At 70.8% G+C, this 16,765-nt stretch carries 13 protein-coding genes; 4 read left to right on the forward strand and 9 right to left on the reverse strand.

The genetic code is table 11. The features are described 5' to 3' along the window. Positions 1–87: 87 nt before the first annotated feature. Positions 88–3,891, reverse strand: a complete 3,804-nt coding sequence (locus tag ACFYY2_RS09945; RefSeq protein WP_388739594.1) for a S8 family peptidase — start codon at positions 3,889–3,891, stop codon at positions 88–90. Between the two features lie 527 nt (positions 3,892–4,418). Between ACFYY2_RS09945 and ACFYY2_RS09950 the strand changes: the two genes are divergently transcribed. Next, positions 4,419–4,841, forward strand: coding sequence for an organic hydroperoxide resistance protein (locus tag ACFYY2_RS09950; RefSeq protein ID WP_388739597.1), 423 nt, complete (start codon positions 4,419–4,421; stop codon positions 4,839–4,841). Between the two features lie 228 nt (positions 4,842–5,069). Next, positions 5,070–5,780, forward strand: coding sequence for a hypothetical protein (locus ACFYY2_RS09955; protein WP_388739600.1), 711 nt, complete (start codon positions 5,070–5,072; stop codon positions 5,778–5,780). A 152-nt stretch (positions 5,781–5,932) separates the two neighbouring features. Here the strand turns inward: ACFYY2_RS09955 and ACFYY2_RS09960 are convergent, their stop codons facing one another. From ACFYY2_RS09960 to ACFYY2_RS09990, 7 genes are all read right to left on the reverse strand, one after another. Then, positions 5,933–6,928 (reverse strand): LacI family DNA-binding transcriptional regulator, encoded by a 996-nt coding sequence (locus ACFYY2_RS09960; RefSeq protein WP_388739602.1) that lies wholly within the window; start codon positions 6,926–6,928, stop codon positions 5,933–5,935. A gap of 32 nt (positions 6,929–6,960) precedes the next feature. Continuing rightward, entirely contained in the window at positions 6,961–9,033 is a 2,073-nt protein-coding gene (locus ACFYY2_RS09965; RefSeq protein ID WP_388739605.1) for a beta-galactosidase, read from the reverse strand. Continuing rightward, a complete protein-coding gene (locus ACFYY2_RS09970; RefSeq protein WP_388739608.1) occupies positions 9,030–9,929 on the reverse strand; it encodes a carbohydrate ABC transporter permease in 900 nt (299 codons plus the stop codon). The genes ACFYY2_RS09965 and ACFYY2_RS09970 overlap by 4 nt, the downstream gene beginning before the upstream one ends. Next, positions 9,926–10,837 carry a carbohydrate ABC transporter permease gene (locus ACFYY2_RS09975; protein WP_388739611.1) on the reverse strand — a complete coding sequence of 304 codons (912 nt, stop codon included), beginning with the start codon at positions 10,835–10,837 and terminating at the stop codon, positions 9,926–9,928. Before ACFYY2_RS09975 ends, ACFYY2_RS09970 begins: the two co-directional genes overlap by 4 nt. 78 nt (positions 10,838–10,915) lie before the next feature. Then, positions 10,916–12,268, reverse strand: a complete 1,353-nt coding sequence (locus ACFYY2_RS09980; protein ID WP_388739614.1) for an ABC transporter substrate-binding protein — start codon at positions 12,266–12,268, stop codon at positions 10,916–10,918. A 739-nt stretch (positions 12,269–13,007) separates the two neighbouring features. After that, the gene (locus tag ACFYY2_RS09985) at positions 13,008–13,187 is read right to left on the reverse strand and encodes a hypothetical protein (RefSeq protein ID WP_388739617.1); all 180 of its coding nucleotides are present in this window, start codon (positions 13,185–13,187) and stop codon (positions 13,008–13,010) included. Between the two features lie 226 nt (positions 13,188–13,413). Continuing rightward, positions 13,414–13,992 (reverse strand): CGNR zinc finger domain-containing protein, encoded by a 579-nt coding sequence (locus ACFYY2_RS09990; RefSeq protein ID WP_388739620.1) that lies wholly within the window; start codon positions 13,990–13,992, stop codon positions 13,414–13,416. 236 nt (positions 13,993–14,228) lie between these two features. Between ACFYY2_RS09990 and ACFYY2_RS09995 the strand changes: the two genes are divergently transcribed. Next, positions 14,229–15,104: a Bax inhibitor-1/YccA family protein gene (locus ACFYY2_RS09995; RefSeq protein WP_388740052.1), complete on the forward strand. Its 876-nt coding sequence runs from the start codon at positions 14,229–14,231 to the stop codon at positions 15,102–15,104. Between the two features lie 72 nt (positions 15,105–15,176). Here the strand turns inward: ACFYY2_RS09995 and ACFYY2_RS10000 are convergent, their stop codons facing one another. After that, on the reverse strand, positions 15,177–16,184 hold the full coding sequence (locus ACFYY2_RS10000) for a helix-turn-helix domain-containing protein (protein ID WP_388739623.1): 1,008 nt from the start codon (positions 16,182–16,184) through the stop codon (positions 15,177–15,179). A 280-nt stretch (positions 16,185–16,464) separates the two neighbouring features. Here ACFYY2_RS10000 and ACFYY2_RS10005 point away from each other — a divergent pair, with 280 nt between their 5' ends. Continuing rightward, positions 16,465–16,707, forward strand: a complete 243-nt coding sequence (locus ACFYY2_RS10005; RefSeq protein WP_388739626.1) for a hypothetical protein — start codon at positions 16,465–16,467, stop codon at positions 16,705–16,707. The last annotated feature ends 58 nt before the right edge of the window (positions 16,708–16,765 follow it).

The raw sequence follows: 16,765 nt of genomic DNA on the forward strand, positions 1-16,765 counted from the left end.
CGAGTGCCGGGTGGATGCCGGTGCTCCACAGCACCGGCATCCACCCGCTCCGGTCCATCCCTCAGCCGGTCCGCCGTCCGTCCGGCGTCACCGTCCCGGGTGGAGATAGGCGCGCCGGACCGTCTGACGGATCTCCGCACCCGTGGCGTCGGTCGCCGTCACCCGCAGCGAGACGAAGGCGTCGCCGCGCACCCGCGCGGGGCGTTCGACCTCCGCGGTCCAGCCGCTGGCGGTACGCCTCACGGAGGACTTCGTCCACGTCCGGCCGTCGTCGTACGACGTCTCGAACCGCGGGGTCACTCCGGCCGGTGCGGCCAGTCCCTCCTGCAGCCGGACGTGCAGGCCGACCTTGTGCCGGCGTCCGGGGGCGACGGCGTTCCGCTCGTCGACGGGGACGCCGTAGTCGACCTGGAGCAGGTGCAGCGGCGTCTTGTCGGTGGTGGTGTCGGAACGGAACGTCCACGCCGTCTCGGTGCCGGTGCCGTAGTCCCACGCGTCGGAGATCCGCGAGGTGGTCATCTCCAGGCGGTATTCGGCCCGGCCCGCGGGAACCGGCACGTTCGCCCAGGCGCTGTCCGCCCCGGAGACCCGCTTGCCGTCGCGGTAGAGCGCCGCCGACGCGCTGTCGCCCGCGCCGGCCCTGGTTCCGACGCCGCCCGACTCCTCGAAGAGCCGGGACCAGTGGCCGTCGCCGGAGTCGGTGAACTCCGGAATCCGCAGTTCGAGCATGTTGCCGTCGCGCACCGACGGGCTCTCGGTTCCGCGCGGGATCGAAGGGCGGGCCACTGCTCCGAACCACCGTTCGGCTGCGTGCTGCCCGGCACGGTAGGTGCGCCTCTGGTCCTGCATGCCCGAACCCAGCGGCAGGTCGACGTTCCCCGGAGTGGTGTGGGAGACCCTGTGCTGCCACAGGGTGTCGCCGGCCGTCACGTACTCGACGCGCTCGCGCCCGGTGGACACGAAGCGGCTGTACTGGTTCCAGGCCGAATCCTGGTACGGCCGCCACCCGAAGCGCTGCTCGCTGCCCCACTCCGACTTCCCGGTGCGGCTGTACGTGGCGCGGACCACTGCGCTGTTCCGCTCGGAGACGGTCATGACGACCTTGTCGGGCACCCGGCCCTGGGACAGCTGCATCACGTCGTAGAGGTACGGACTGTGCACCGTGCCGGAGAACTCGACCTGCGTGCGCCGCGTGGCCACCCGCTTCAGCAGGGCAGCGCCCTGTGCGGCACTGACGCGCACGACGGGCAGGGCGACCCTCTCGGTGTCCGGGCGCCAGCGCGTCCAGGGATACATGTCGGCGGGCACGGCCAGGATGACCGCGACGGCTCCCGCGTCGGCGGCCGCCTGCACGAGCGCCTGCTCGTCCATGGCCGCGTCGCGGATGACCGCCACCTTCCCGCGGACCTTGCCCCTGCCGAAGTCCGGGGCCGTGAAGGTCCCCGCGTCGACCGCCGTCAGCTTGGCTCCCTTGTCCCCGAACACGGGCGACCGCGGCATGTAGTACGGGTCGAGCGCGAGGGAGGATCCGGTGACCTCGGCACGCAGCTGCGGGGCGACGAGCTGCCAGCGCGAGGCGAACTCGAAGGTGCCGTCGGTAACGCGTGCGGTGGGACTGACGTAGATCCGCTTGGCGATGTCGAAGAACATGACGCCCTGGGTCAGGCTGCGACCGTCCATCTGACGGTACGTCTGATAGCTGACGACGCCCTGCTGTTCGGACGGCCGGGGGGTGCGGATGTGCACCTGGGTGGTCTTGCGGGAATCGAGGGTGACCGTCATGTCCTTGGTCACCTTCACCTCCGGGTCGACCGTCTGGCGCAGTTCCACTCCGTCGGCGGCGTCGTCCACGCTGGTGTACGACAGCTGGTACGTACCCTCCTGCACCTCGGCCACCACCGGGTTCAGGCTCGTGTAGCCCACGAAGCCGTCCTGCCCCCAGAGTGCGGGCAGGGTGTCCGCCGGCTTGCCGTTGATGTCAAGTGTTCTGACGGTGAGACGGCGGGTGGGTGCGGCGATGACGAGGCCGACGGTGGTGTGGGCGAGTACCGTGCCCGCGGCGGACTTCGCGGTGACGTAGCCGTAGTAGTCGCCGCGGACGGCCTTGGTGCCGTCGGTGCGCAAGGGGACCTCCACCGTGGTGCCGGGGGCCACCGTCACCCGCTTCTGGCCGAGGGTGATCGAGCCCGCCACGGGGGCGCGTCCGCCGGCTGTGTCGAGAGCGAGGTCCAGATCCAGCGTGAGTGCCTTGCCCGAGGTGTTGGTGTAGCGCAGGGTCGCGGTCGGGTGCTGGCCTCCGGGCTTTCCGGCCTCCACCGGGCCGAGCAGTACCGTGCCGGTGGCCGTCAGGCTTCCCGTCACCGCTGCGGCGAGGTCGATCCGGCCACCGCCCTGCTCGGGCTCCCTGGTGCCGGGCACCGTACGGGCGGTGCTGATCAGGGTGTCCTTGAGCTGCTGGGCACTCCAGTCGGGATGCTGCTGGAGGAGAAGCGCGGCGGCACCCGCGACATGCGGGGTGGCCATCGAAGTACCCGACGCGGTGGTGTAGTTCGCGTCGACCGGGGTGCCCATGGCGGTACCGGACGCGCGGGCGGCGACGATGTCCACACCGGGTGCGGTGACATCGGGCTTCACCGCGCCGTCGCCCCACCGGGGGCCGCGGCTGGAGAACGGGGCGAGCGAGTCGTCGCGGTCGACGGCGCCGACGGTGAGCGCGCCGTCGGCGGCGCCGGGCGCACCGACCGTGTTGTCCCCCTGCTCGCCCGTGTTCCCCGCAGCCACCACGAAGAGGGTCTCGCCGGACGCGGACAGCTGGTCCACCGCCTGGCTCAGCGGATCGGTGCCGTCGGTCGCCACGTCGGCGCCGAGGCTCATGTTGACGACCTTCGCGTGCTCGGCGACCGCCCACTCCATGCCGCTGACGACCGACGACATGTCGCCGTTGCCCTGGTCGTCCAGGACCTTGCCGATCAGCAGGTCCGCCCGGGGGGCGACGCCGCGATGCGTCCCCGACGACGCGGCCCCGCTTCCGGCGACGGTGGACGCCACGTGGGTGCCGTGACCGAAGGCGTCACCGGTGCCCGAACTGCCGGAGAAGTCCTTGGCGTTCACGATGCGACCGGCCAGGTCCGGGTGGTTCGCGTCGGCGCCTGTGTCCAGGACGGCCACCTTGACACCCTGGCCCTCGTAGCCCGCCTGCCAGGCGGTGGGTGCGTTGATCTGCGCGGTGCTCCGGTCGAGGACCGGGGTCACCTTCGCGTCCAGCCACACGCGCGGAGTGGAGACGACGCGGGCCCCCGGGGCGACCCCGGCCGGGGCCAACGCCGCCCAGAAGCGGCTCAGATCCTTGTCCGCGACGTGCAGCGCGCTGGCGCCGATGCTCGCCAGACGTCGTGAGGGCGCCGTCGGGTCGTCCATGCCCGTCAGTCGCCTCGCGAGCGTGGCCGCCGACTTGCGGGAGTCGGGGGTCGCCTTCGCCACATCGGTACGCGCGGTGTCGGACACGATCAGCGGCAGGGCGTCCGTGTGCGCCTCGTCGTAGCCCTGGGCGATCAGGGCCGTCACGTCGAACAGGCCCCGGTCCAGGGTTCCGGTGGTCACCAGATCCATGGCGTCGGACGGCAGCACCGACAGCGAACCGCCCGTCTCCTGGGTGTGGAAGACGATTCCGTCGCGCCCGGGTCCGGGTTCCACCGCGGCGGTGCGCCGTCCGTCGGGCCCCGGGGTCAGGATCACCCGGTCACCGGTCAGCAGCCGTACAGCCACTGCGGCACCGCGGCCGCTGGTCTGCGCGTCATCGGTCCCGGACGTGCCGGCCGAGGCCTGAGGTATGGCCCCGATCGTCATCATCAGTCCTGCCGAGATCGCCGCCGTCAGACGGTTCCATGACATCTGTTCGGTACCTCTCGTCCAACCCGTGCTCGTGTGGTGTCCACACCTTGGGCGGGTGGGCTGCGCATGTCACCGGTTTCCCGAGGTCACAACGGTGACATGTCGCAAGAGCGACAGCCGGTGCCGGCGGCGGACCTGGGACGGCGCGACGCGACAGGAGTGCGGAACGGGACGGCCGGAGCGTGCGCCTGGCGGAGCGGGTAGGGCGGACAACTGGCAGCTGGGAAAAGGGAGTTCCACACGATAGGTCGGACGGTGACGGGCCGTCGGTCCGGCGGCGGACGCGGGGGTTCCGGCGGGATCCGGCCTGAGGTGGGGCGGCTCGGTCCGTCCGCCGGCCCTGGTGGATGCGTCGGCCGGGCGAAAGGGGCGGACCGGACGAACAGTCGCGTCACCGGTTTGACAGGTGACGACATTGCTGTGAAGATCGAGTCACCGCTTGAGCGGGTGACGCACGATCCGTGTCCCTCGCCGAACGGTCCGCGACACACGGGATCCGTGTGTCTCCACTCCGAGAGGGACATCTCATGCCGCACACGTACACCGCAGCCGTGAAGGTCACCGGCGAGGGCCGCAACGGCGGCCACGCCCGATCCGACGACGGACTGCTGGACACGGGCCTGTCGCTTCCGAAGGAGCTCGGCGGGGCCGGCACGGCCACCAACCCCGAGCAGCTCTTCGCCGCGGGCTGGTCGGCCTGCTTCCTCGGCGCCGTCCGTCTCGCGGCCTCGGAGCGGAAGCTCCGGCTGACCAGCACCGAGATCGACACCGAGGTGTCGCTCAACAGCGGCGACGACGGCTTCTCGCTCTCGGCCGTCCTCAACCTCTGGGTCGGGGGCATCACACAGGCCGAAGCCGAGGATCTCGCCCACGCCGCTCACGAGATCTGCCCCTACTCCAAGGCGACCCGCGGGAACATCCCCGTCACGATCAACGCCTCCGCCGTCTGATCCGTCGGGTGTCGGCCTGCGTCCGCACCTCTGGTCCCGCGCCCGGCGCCACATCCCGGCGCGGGACCCGAGGGGGCGCGCGACCCGGCTGGAACGCCGTCACCAGTACGCCGCGCCCTGCGTCGTCGAGGCCCGGCGCGGAACGGAACTCCCGCCCCCCTCGCGCGAGCCGGAGCGCCCCCGCCGGAACGGGCGTGCCGGGCCGCGGGCGTGAGAGAAGGGGAAGCCGTGGCCACCTCGCCATCCCTCCGCGGCCGGGCCTCGGTCCGGCGAAGGGCGTTGGGCCTGACCCACTCGGAGGTCCGCAGCGCGCTCGAGGACGCGCGTGTCGATTACTTCGGTGCCCAGGGCGACGAGCCGGTCCGCGACGGTGGGCACGGTGCGGCAGCGCTGGCCGAATGGGAACGCATCGAGCGGTTACTCGCCGGCACCACAGCCGTCTACACGCCCGATTCCGACCCGCTCGTCCGGGAGGAGCGTGCGGCGGGGCACCGACACGAGGAGGCCGCGCGGCCGGGGCGTGCCGTGGGGCACCCGGCCGTGAGCCGTAAAGACATGATGGACCGTCAACTCGGTTTACACGAAGCCATGGTGGCGAGCGTGACCGGCGTCGAGGACCCCCGTCCCCCCGACGCGCCCGGCAGGACACGCCGGCGGGACAGGATCGATGCCTGGCTCGCGCTGGCGCTCTCCGACCACGGCGGCTTCCCCGTCCCAGCGGGCCCGCCCTCACCCGCGAGTGCCCGCGCGGCACTGCTCGCGGCACTCGCCCGTGCCGGCGCTCCGGCAGACGCACACGCACTGCCCTTCGTCGGGCGTCTCGCAGATGCCGATGCTGCCGCGGTCGTCGCTCTGGCCGCCTGGTTCGACGGCGTTCTCCCTTCCGTCTCCACCGGGGGCGAGACTGCGGAACGAGAAGACCCAGGGGCGCAACCCTGAGGCCCCGGCCCCGCCGGATCACTGCCGGCATTGCGGCGCGCCGCCCGTGCCCGCGTCGGCGGCTCAACATGACGTCGGACAGGTGGAGTTCGACGGAACGCGGTTCCGTCCCCGGCGACGCGCCCTCCGCGCCCTCCGGCCCGCGGGGCGGGTCACACGGTGGCGCGTGCGACGAACTCGGCCCTGATGTGCACCGTCCTGTGTACGTCGCGCCCGCCGTGCAGGCGCTCGGTCAGCAACCGGGCAGCCGCGCGGCCCACATCTGCCGCCGGATACCGGATCGTTGTCAGCCGGGGCCGCACCAGCGATGCAAAGGACGCGTCGTCGTGGCCGACGAGTGCCACGTCGCCCGGGATGTCGATGCCCATCTCGTGCGCCTTGTCCATCGCGCCGACGGCGATGACGTCGTTGCTGCAGAAGACGGCGTCGGGGCGATGCTGCCTCCTCATGAGCTCCTCGAACCCGGTGGCTCCGGCCTGACGGGTGTGCTCGCCCCGTACGACCAGCTCGTGCGGCAGCGGCATACCGTACTGAAGGGCCAGGGAACGCAGGAGCTCCAGCCGCGGATCCCCGCCCGTGGCGTCCCGGGGCCCCGCGATCACGGCTATGCGCCGGCGTTGCGCCGCGGCGACCTGCTCCAGGGCGCGCCGGGTGGCCGCTCGCGCGTCGGGCGTCACGAGGTCGAGGGGACCGAACGAGACGTCCGCGCTGACCACGACGGGTATTCCGGCGTCCGCGATCGGCTGGAAGTCCTGTGCCCTGAGCCGGAACGGTGTGATCACGACCCCGGCGAACCTCTGCTGCACCGCTTCGGCCAGCAGCGCCCGCTCCTCGTCCCGCCGTGCCCCGGTGTTGCACACGACCACGTGCAGTCCGAGGCCTCGCAACTCCTCCTGGAGGGTGGCCGCGAGTTGCGCGAAGAACGGGTTCGCGATGTCCGACACGATCAGGGCGACCAGGCTCGACCTGCCGGTCCGCAGGCTGCGTGCCGTGGCGTTCACGGAGAACCCCAGATCGGAGATGGCGCTCTCGACCGCGGCTCGGGTCTCGGGTGCGACCGGGCGCTTGCCGGACAGCACGTACGAGACGGTGGCGGAGGACACCCCGGCCACACGAGCGACATCGGCCATGGTGACCCGCTCTGGCACGCTACCCCTTCCTTTCGGAAGGTCACCCTACTTCACCAGGCCGAACGCGGTGAAAGCGCTCTCGCGGCACGGTTTATGTAGCCCGGCGGGGCGGACTCGCGCACCACGACCACACCGCCCGGGGGCAGCACCGCCATCCCCTCCCGTATCTCCGCTTCCGCCAGGCCCACCCCGTCGACCGCGACGGACACGCTGTCCTCCGTGTGATTGACCAGGAAGAGGTACGACTCCTGGTCGCCCCGGCGTCGCACCGCTTCCACTCCCGGCGGTGTGCACGCCACGGGAGCGATTCCGGCCTCGTCGCACAGCGCACGCACCACGGTGCGCAGGGCGTCCGCCGACAGCCTGGCCGCCGTGTACCAGCCGGCGCCCCGCCCGAAGTCGTGGCGCGTCACCGCCGGACCGCCGCGGGCCGGACCGCCCCGGGGGCCGTCGGCGAAGCTGAGAACGGTGCGGCAGCCGCGGGGTTCAACGCGTTCCGCCCACTGGCGCACGCGGGTGCCGTCCTCCAGCCGGACCTCGTCGTCCGGCCTCAGGGGCAGGTACTCGTCGACGATGAGGCCGAGCGTCTCCCGCAGCGCGCCCGGGTGGGCGCCGGGATGCACGCGGTCGTACGCGTCGACGACGCCACCGAAGCAGCCGACCGCGAGGTGCCCGCCCTGCTCGACGTAGCGGGTGAGGTTGTCGGCATCCCGCCCTGACAGGAGGTAGAGGCCGGGCGCGACGACGGCCCGGTACGACGTGAGGTCGGCGCCCGGAGCGACGATGTCGCACGTGACGTTGAGCCTCCAGAGCGCCTCGTACCAGTCGCGCACCGCGTCCAGGTACCGGAACTCGCCGGAGGGGCGGGCCTGGAGCTCCAGGGCCCACCAGCTGTGCCAGTCGAACAGCACGGCCACGTCAGCGGCCACGAGTGTGCCGGTCACCTCGCGGAGGGACCGCAGTTCGGCGCCGAGCGCGGTGGCCTCCTTGAAGACGCGGCCCTCGGTTCCGGCGTGGGGCAGCATTGCGGAGTGCCACTTCTCCGCCCCCGCGCGGGACTGCCGCCATTGGAAGAACAAAACCCCGTCCGCACCCCGCGCGAGGTGGGTCAGGCTGTTGCGCCGGGTCTCACCGGGCCGCTTCGCCACGTTGACCGGCTGCCAGTTGACGGCGGAGGTGGAGTGTTCCATGAGCAGCCAGGGTCGGCCGTCGGCCATGCCGCGGGCGAGATCGGCGTTGAGTGCCAGGTCGATGTGCCCTTCGGGATCGGCGGCGGGCAGGTAGTGGTCGATCGAGACGGCGTCGCACTCGGCGGCGAAGGCGTATCCGTCGACCTTCTTCTCCAGCGTTCCCATCAGATTGGTGGTGACCGGGACGTGCGGGGCGGCCCGGCGCAGCAGGGCCGTCTCGGCGCGATGCCGTTCGAGCAGGGCGTCCGACGAGAAGCGGCGGTAGTCGAGTTCCTGTCCCGGGTTGCGGAACGCGGTGGTGTCGCGAGGAGCGTCGATCTCCTCCCACTCGCCGTAGCGCTGACTCCAGAAGTCGCTGCCCCACGCCTCGTTGAGCGCGTCGAGGGTCTTGTACCGGCCCCGCAGCCAGGTCCGGAACGCCGCGGCGCTGGTGTCGCAGTAGCAGAGTGCGTTGTGGTTGCCCCACTCGTTGTGGACGTGCCACAGGGCGAGCGCCGGGTGGCCGGCGTAGCGGGACGCCAGTGCCGCGACGACGGCGTCGGCCGCTTCGGCATAGGCGGGGCTGCTGGGGCAGAAGACCTGCCTGCTGCCGTGCGCCAGCCGGGTCCCGGAGGAGGTCACCGGCCTGGCGTCCGGATGCAGACGCGTGAACCAGGGGGGCGGCGCGGCGGTGGGAGTGGCGAGGTCCACGGCGACGCCGTGACGGTGCAGCAGGTCCATGACCTCGTCGAGCAGGCCCCATTCGAAGGCCCCGGGGCGTGGCTGGATCCTGGACCAGGAGAACACGCCGAGGGTGACGAGGTTGACGCCTGCCCGGTGCATCAGACGGGCGTCCTCGAGCCAGGTCTCGTGGGGCCACTGCTCGGGGTTGTAGTCGCCGCCGTAGGCGATGCCGCCCAGGCGGCGGGTGATGTCGGCCAGCGAGGGGTTCATGACTTGACGGCTCCGGCGGCGAGTCCGGCGCGCCAGTAGCGCTGCAGGAGCAGGAAGGTGAGCACGATGGGCACGACGGACACCAGGGCGCCGACGATCGTGAGCGTCTGCAGTTCCGGCAGGCGACTGGTCTGCGACTGCCAGGTGAACAGGCCGAGGGTGACCGGGTAGAGGCGTTCGTCCTGCAGCATCACCAGGGGGAGCAGGAAGTTGTTCCAGATGACGACGAACTGGAACAGGAAGATCGTGACGAGTGCCGGCGACATCAGGCGCATCGCGATCGTGCGGAAGATGCGGAACTCGCTCGCGCCGTCCATGCGCGCGGCCTCCACCACTTCGTCCGGGACGGACGCGGCGGCGAAGACGCGCGAGAGGTAGACGCCGAAGGGGCTGACGACGCTGGGCAGGAACACGGACCAGAACGTGTTGGTGGCGTCGAACTCGGCGAACAGCAGGAACAGGGGCAGCGCGAGTGCCGTCGCCGGGACGAGGACCCCGCCGAGGATGACGGAGAAGACCGCTTCACGGCCCCGGAACGCGTACATGGCCAGGGCGTAGCCTGCCGCGGCCGCGAGCACCGTCGCGACGGCCGATCCGGCCCCCGCGTACAGCAGGCTGTTGAGCAGCCAGCGGGAGTACACGCCGTCCTGGTGGTCGAAGAGGGCGTCGAGGTTGTCACCGAAGTGCCAACGGGCCGGCAGCAGCCCGGGCGTGGTGACGAGATCTCCCTGGCTCTTGGTGGACGACACCAGCAGCCAGTACACGGGGAGCAGCATGTAGCCGGCCACCAGGGCCATGAAGACCGTCGTGATCACGGTCGACGCGCTCGCACGGGGCCTGCGCCCGGCGGGCGCCGAGGTCGCGTGTGCTCCGTCGGTGCGGGTGAGGATGCTCATGCCTGACTCCGGGAGGTGAAGCGCAGGAACGCGAAGGACAGCGCGAACGTCACCACGGCGAGCAGCACCGACAGAGCGGCGGCTTCGCTGTAGTTGTCACCGGAGGCGAGCGAGTAGGCGGCGAGGTTGGGCGTGTAGGTGCTGGTGACGCTCGTGGCGATCGACCGGAAGACCTGTGGTTCGGTGAACAGCTGGAAGGTGCCGATGATGGAGAACACCCCGGTGAGTATGAGGGCGGGACGGATGACCGGAATCTTGATGCGCAGGGCGACGGTCCATCCGCTCGCGCCGTCCACCCGCGCGGCCTCCCCGATGTCGGCCGGCACGGCTTGCAGTGCGGCGTAGAGGATCAGCATGTTGTAGCCGGTGTACGTCCAGGTCACGACGTTGCCGATGGACCACAGGATCGTGCCGGGTCCGAGAAGGTCCACGTGTGTGCCCACCGAGTGCAGGAGGCCGACGACGGGCGACAGTCGCGGGTCGTACAGGAAGGCCCACATCAGTGCGGCCACGACACCCGGGATGCCGTACGGGACGAAGTAGACCAGCCGGAAGAAGCGCTTGGCGCGTGCGACGGCCGAGTCCAGGAGCAGGGCGAGGACCAGGGCCAGCAGGAGCATGACCGGGATCTGGACGAGGGCGAAGCCGACGACGCGGAGCACGCTGTCGGCGAAGAAGGGTTCCTTGACGACGGCCGCGTACTGATCGAAACCGGCGAAGACGGAGTGGGTCCGGCCGAAGGTCCCACCGGTGCGCTCGGTCCTGTGCAGGCTCTGCCAGAAGGCGTATCCGACCGGCACGAGGGTGAACAGCACGAAGGGGATGGCGAACGGGGCGAGGAAGGCGTAGGGAGCGAGGGTGCGGCGCGGGCGGCGACGCGCCTCGGCCGGTGTTCTGGTGGGTATCACTGGCGGCAGCCTTTACGGGTGCTGTTCCTCGCCGGCCGTGCGGCCGGCGAGGAGTCACGAGGAGGGTGACGGGTCCGGTCAGCCGGTCACGTCGAGCGACTGCTTGCGCAGGGAGTCCACGCTCTGCGCACCGGTCCGCTCGAGCACGTCGCCGAGGGTGCCCTTGCCGCCGATGGCGTCGGCGGTCCCGTCGCTGAGGTAGCGGTAGGTGTCGGTCATCGTGGGGCCCCACGTGAAGCCGGTGTCCACGTCGGCCGAGGCCTGGGCGAAGACGTCGAAGATCTTCTGCTTGCCGTAGAAGTCGACCGGCTGCTTGAGGGCCGGCAGGTCGAGGCCGGCCTTCAGGGCGGGGTAGAGACCGCCCTCCCGGTTGAGGATCTCCAGGGCCTCGGGGTCGGAGTTCAGCCAGAGTGCGAACTCGGCTGCCTCCGCCGGGTGTTCGCTGCCACCGAGCACCGCCGTGGTGGAACCTCCCCAGTTGCCCGCCTGCCGGTCGCCGGCTCGCCATTGCGGCATCGGGGCGACCGCCCACTTGCCGCCGGTGGCCTTCGCGTTGTCCCTGATGGTGCTGTAGCCCCACGCCGCGCTGATCCAGGTGACGACCTCGCCGTCGCTCCACGCCTTGTAGAGGGCAGGGGAGAAGCCCTGGAGATCGGTGGCGACGAGCTTGTCGTCGATCATCTTCTGCCAGTAGTCGGCGACTTGACGGCTCTCGGGCCGGTCGACGGTGACCTTCCACGCGTCGCCCTCACGCTCGAACATGGTGGCCTTGTTCTGCCACAGCAGTCCGGTGAACCAGTTCGGGTCGGTCTGCGAGTAGTGGGTGATGTACTTGCCCGCCGCCTTGAGGGTGCGGGCGTCCGCCGCGTACTCCTCCCACGTGGTGGGTGCCTTGAGGCCGAGCTTGTCGAATACGTCCTTGCGGTAGAACAGGGCCATCGGGCCGGTGTCCTGGGGAACGGCCCAGACGCCGTCCTTGCCGTCGGCACCGAACTCGACCTGCGACCACGTCCAGTCCACGAACTTCCGCCCCGCGTCGCTCACGCCGGGACAGGCGGCGATGTCCCGCAGGCCGCTCTTCATCCGGAAACTGGCGAGAGAGTCGTACTCGATCTGGCCGAGGTCCGGGGCCTTGTCCGCCTTCAGGGCGTTGGAGAGGTTCTGATAGGTGCCGGCGTTGCCGGAGGGGGTCGTCTTCAACTTGACCTGAACATCCGGGTTCTGCTGGTTCCACACGTCGACGGCCTTCTGCATGCCCGGGACCCAGGACCAGTAGTCCAGCGTGACCTTGCCGGAGGACGGCTCGCACGAGGCGGAGTCCGCAGCGCCCTGCTCACTGCCACCGCCGCAGCCCGTCGCGGCCGTGAGGGCCAGCACCGCCACGCCGAGCGTGCAGCGCCGGGCCAGGGAAGTGCGATCACGCATCGCCATGAGGTTGCTCCTTACACCGGGATGCCGCTCCGACGAAGCGGTGGGCGCAACCATCACAACAGGAATCGACAGAAGTCAACGGGTGCGGAGCAACTCGTAGGTTCCGAGTCTCCTTCGTGATCTGTCGAAGACGCTGCTGACGGGCACTCAACAGGCTCTGACCTGCTGCTTTCATGAGGACGCGGCTCAATGTTCCGCAGCGGGTCGTCATGCGGAATCGATTACGTTACGGTGTGCCGACATCGATCCTGGGTCGTGAGAGGTGACGTCGTGCGGCGATGCCGGCAAGGAGGGGTCTCCGGGAGCTGACGGGGCGTCTGCCGGTGTGCCCCCGAGCACGATGCCGCCCCGGATCCGTGTGCCCTGGGCGGCATTTGCCCGTGGGGCACGGATTCCGGGGCGGAGGTGGTGGTGACCCGCTACGGCGGCGGTGACGGGAGTCCTTCGTCCCGCCCGGTCACGGCATCAGAAGACGTGCAGGAAGCATCCGAGCGCCACGGCGCCTGCGGCTGCGATCGAGGTCAACCTGAGGATGAACATGCGGATCATCGAGAGGGTCTCTTTCGGGAGAGCGTGATGTCTTGTTCCGCGCGCCCGGTCCCGTGCGGCTGTGCGGCGTGGAACGGGCTCGGGGTGGAGGCCGCACCGCCCGGTGTCCAGGGGGCGTCGGCCGGTCGCGTTCCTGCGTCTCCCGGCGTGCGGGGAGATGGCACAGGTGACCGCCTGTGAGCGCCCCGGGTCACAGACCGCCCATGCGTATGAGCCACCAGTCCGAGTTGTAGGCGCCGCTCTCCGCGTCGTGCGGCGCCGCGGGCCGCTCCTCCACGGTGTCCTTGAGGCGGATGGGATCCGGCAGCTTCGAGAACCGAAGGGTGCGCCGCAGCTGCGCCGCGTCGACGACCTCGTGTTCCTGCTCCATGGCGACACCTCTCTGTAGGGCTCCCGCGCCGGTTCGACGGCAGGGGCTGTCCGTCCGCGGCGACCCGGCCGGTCCGTGTGCGGCGCGAATCGTCACCTGCGGAGGTGTGAGCGCGATGTGCGTCACCTGTTCAGCAGGTGACGTAATCCTGCACCACCTGCCGTCACCGGTCAAGCGGGTAGCGGTGTCGGGATGCGGGTGCGGGGGCCTCGGGTGTGGCCGCCGGCTATCGCGACCGTGTGGAGGCCGCCTTCAGTGCACTCACTCGCTTGCGTGCGCGGTACGCGGCGGCTTTGATCTTGTTGCCGCACGGGTCCATCGCGCACCACTCCCGCCGCGATCCCCGGGAGCGGTCGATGTAGACCTGCGAGCACTCGGGATTGCCGCACTCCTTGAGCAGCGCCACTTCCGGCCCGCCGAGGACCGACACGGTGTCCTGTGCGATGGCGGCGAAGGCCTGCGCGGCGGACGGATCGACGACGTGCCGCCGCCCGTCCGGGGTGAGCTGCGGTACGGGCGCGGGCCCGCGGGCGTAGTCGTTCACGAGCGCCAGCGCGTCATGGTCGGGGGCCCTGTCGGCCATCTTCGCCACGATCAGGTGGTAGACGGCCTCCCGGAGCACCAAGGCCTCGCGGAGGTCCGCGGTCCCGCACGGGATGTCGCGGTCCAGGATGCCGCTCTCGCGGAACCACACGCTGAGGGCCTCGGGGGAGTGCATGTCCTCGCGGGGCTCGGCGCGGTGCCTGTAGCGCAGTGTTCCCGCGAAGTCGAGCGCCTGGGCTCCTCCTGCGAACGCGTGCATCATGTCACCACTCTAAACGGTGACATTTATGGACGCAAGGACCCGGCTGCGGGGTCGGGGGGCCGCCGCGCGGAGCGCCGGGTCGCTGCTCCCGTCCGGTCCGACGCCCCAGAGGAGCTTCTCGCGTCACCGCCTTGACGGGTGACGTTCTGCGTGTGACTGTACAGGAGCGACGCATGGCGCGACCGCGACGAATGAGCAGATAAGGCAGTCGGATGGTGGACACAGGCAGACGGTCACTGGAGAGCAGTAATCCCCTCCTTCGCCAGTGGAAGACCCGCGACGACAGCGCCGGCGCAGCTGGGCGTACGGCGGCGGCGCAAGGCCCGATGCGCATGGCTTCGCCGTCACCGGTCATGATCGACCTTCGCAAGGGCGCCGGAGCGGCCTACTCGGGGTCCGGCTCTCCCGCCCGGGACACCGGCGGAGTGATGACGATGGACGACGTGGTCGTCCGTTCGGCCATGACGCTCGGGGCGGTCGTCCTCGCGGCGGTCCTGTCGTGGGTCCTGCTGCCGGTGGACCCGATGCGGATCGGCACGTCGTACGAAATCGCCGGCGTCGCCGCCCTGACCGCGTTCACGCTCTCCGTGGTGCAGTCCTTCAAGCGCCGGCCCAGCCCGCCGCTGATCCTCGCGTACGCGGCGTCCGAGGGCGTGTTCCTCGGTGTCATCTCCGCCACGGTCTCCACCTACATCGCCCCCGGCGTGGTCGTCCAGGCCGTCCTCGGCACGATGGCGGTCTTCGCCGGAGTGCTGATCGCGTACCGGCTCGGCTGGATTCGCGTCACCCGCCGCTTCTACGGCTTCGTGGCCGCCGCGGGCCTGGGATACGCGCTGCTCACGGTGACGAACCTGCTGTTCTCCGCCTTCGGGGACCACGACGGACTCGGGTTTCGCAGTGGCGGCCCCGGCATCGTCTTCGGCGTCCTCGGGGTCGTGCTGGCGGCGGCGTTCCTGGCCCTGAACTTCAGGCAGGTCGAGGACGAGGTCGAGCACGGCGCTCCCCGGGCGGATGCCTGGCTCGCGGCGTTCGGGCTCACCCTCACCCTGGTGTGGCTCTACGTGGAGCTCCTCAACCTGCTCACCCTGATACGGGAAGAGGACGTCTTCTGACCGCCTGCCGCCGCCCGGACGGGCGCGCCGGAGCTGCGCACGGCCGGGCGGCGGCACCTCGATGAGCCCGCCCTACGGCTTGGGGCCGCCCGCGCGCAGGTAGCCCTGCTGCGCCGCGTGCACGCCCGCCTGGAAGCGGCTGCGCGCCTCCAGGTGCCCGAGCAGACCCGTGGCGATACGGCGGGCGGTGCGGGGGGAGACGCCCAGCCGCTTGGCTATGGCCTCGTCCGTATACCCCCGGGCGAGCAGCCGCAGCGTCTCCTGCTGCTGGCGGGTCAGCGCGTCGTCCTCCCGCTTCTCCTCGCGACCCAGCGCTTCCGCCCGGTCCCAGACGCTGTCGAACAACGCCTCCAGGGAGGCGATGAGCCCTCGCCCGGTCACCACCAGCGCTCCCAGTGAGGAGTCCTGGTCGTCCAGGGCCACCAGGGCCAGACGGTGGTCGGCGATGATCATGCGCGTACTGAGCGACGGTGCGGTACGGACCTCGGCGCCCAGCGAGGCGAGCCAGGTCACGTGGGCCACCGTGGGGGCGTGGTTGTGGATGCTGTCCAGGTAGACCGTGCGCATCCGCACGCCGCGCCCGAGCAGCCGCTGGTTGAGCGGACGGGAGGCGTTCATGTTCTCCTCGGTCTGCGCACCACCCGTGGCGAAGGTCTGGATCTCCTCCTCCACCTCTTCGTGCAGCCGTGCCAGGTAGTCCCGCACGTGGTCCACGCCGTCCAGGTGCACCACGGGCGGCCCGCCCGTGACGGGGTCCGAGGCCGGCAGCCGGCTGAGCAGGTCGGCCACCGCCGCCTCGCCCGCCCGTACCTGCTGCTCGCGCGAGGCGAGTTCCGCACGCTGCCGGGCCAGAAGCGTCTCCAGCGCGAGCCGCGGATTGACCACATGGACGCGGCGGGTGCCGTCCCCGGCCGCCGGCCGGACGAGCGACAGATCCGCCAACTCCTTGAGCACGCAATCGAACTGTTGGGAAGTCAGGTCCAGCCGCTCGCAGTGCTCCGGGGCCGTCGCGTGCGGATGGCAGAGCAGCGCGCGGTACACGGCCTCCGCCGTGGCGTCCAGACCCAAGGGGCCGAGCATCGTCTCTCCTTGCCGGGAGACAGGCGCCACCGGGGGGTGTCTCCGCAGGTCACGATGGATTCTCTTCGACTCTCCGATGGTGCTTCGGCAGAGATCATGACACGCGCGTGCCGCTTCGGGCAGGGGGCCTTTCGCGCCAATGCGTCCGGGGCCGCGAGGGCTGGACGGAAGGGGCCATGGCCTCATCGGTCCACTGACCTCACCTTCACCGTTGCATCACTTCATACAAAACTCGCCATGCTGCAGACCGCTTCCCACAGACAGTCGGAAGGCTCCTCATATGACTCGCCTCCACCGCGCTTCCTGTCCGGGACTCAGAACCCTCGTCCTCGCCGGGTTCGCCGTCGTCGCCCTCGCCGTCCCGGCCCGCGCCGCGACCGGCGCCCCGGTCGCCGACACCGGGTCCGCCCCCGCTGCCGCCGCACGGTCCCTGCCCGGCGGGCCCTCCGGCCACGTCCGGCCTCCGCTCCCTCCCGGTCCGCCCGCGCACGGACGGGACCGGCACGACTTCGGCTGGCAGTAGACGGGGGTTGCCGCACCGTGCGCACCGGTGCGGCCGAGGCGAGGTACGAAGGGAAGGC

This window comes from Streptomyces sp. NPDC001822 (assembly GCF_042892135.1).
Lineage (GTDB): Bacteria > Actinomycetota > Actinomycetes > Streptomycetales > Streptomycetaceae > Streptomyces.

Coding starts and splice junctions, on each gene's coding strand:
- ACFYY2_RS09950 (WP_388739597.1), top strand. CDS start 4,419: ATGCCGCACACGTACACCGCAGCCGTGAAGGTCACCGGCGAGGGCCGC.
- ACFYY2_RS09970 (WP_388739608.1), bottom strand. CDS start 9,929: ATGAGCATCCTCACCCGCACCGACGGAGCACACGCGACCTCGGCGCCC.
- ACFYY2_RS09965 (WP_388739605.1), bottom strand. CDS start 9,033: ATGAACCCCTCGCTGGCCGACATCACCCGCCGCCTGGGCGGCATCGCC.
- ACFYY2_RS09990 (WP_388739620.1), bottom strand. CDS start 13,992: ATGATGCACGCGTTCGCAGGAGGAGCCCAGGCGCTCGACTTCGCGGGA.
- ACFYY2_RS09945 (WP_388739594.1), bottom strand. CDS start 3,891: ATGTCATGGAACCGTCTGACGGCGGCGATCTCGGCAGGACTGATGATG.
- ACFYY2_RS09980 (WP_388739614.1), bottom strand. CDS start 12,268: ATGGCGATGCGTGATCGCACTTCCCTGGCCCGGCGCTGCACGCTCGGC.
- ACFYY2_RS10000 (WP_388739623.1), bottom strand. CDS start 16,184: ATGCTCGGCCCCTTGGGTCTGGACGCCACGGCGGAGGCCGTGTACCGC.
- ACFYY2_RS09985 (WP_388739617.1), bottom strand. CDS start 13,187: ATGGAGCAGGAACACGAGGTCGTCGACGCGGCGCAGCTGCGGCGCACC.
- ACFYY2_RS10005 (WP_388739626.1), top strand. CDS start 16,465: ATGACTCGCCTCCACCGCGCTTCCTGTCCGGGACTCAGAACCCTCGTC.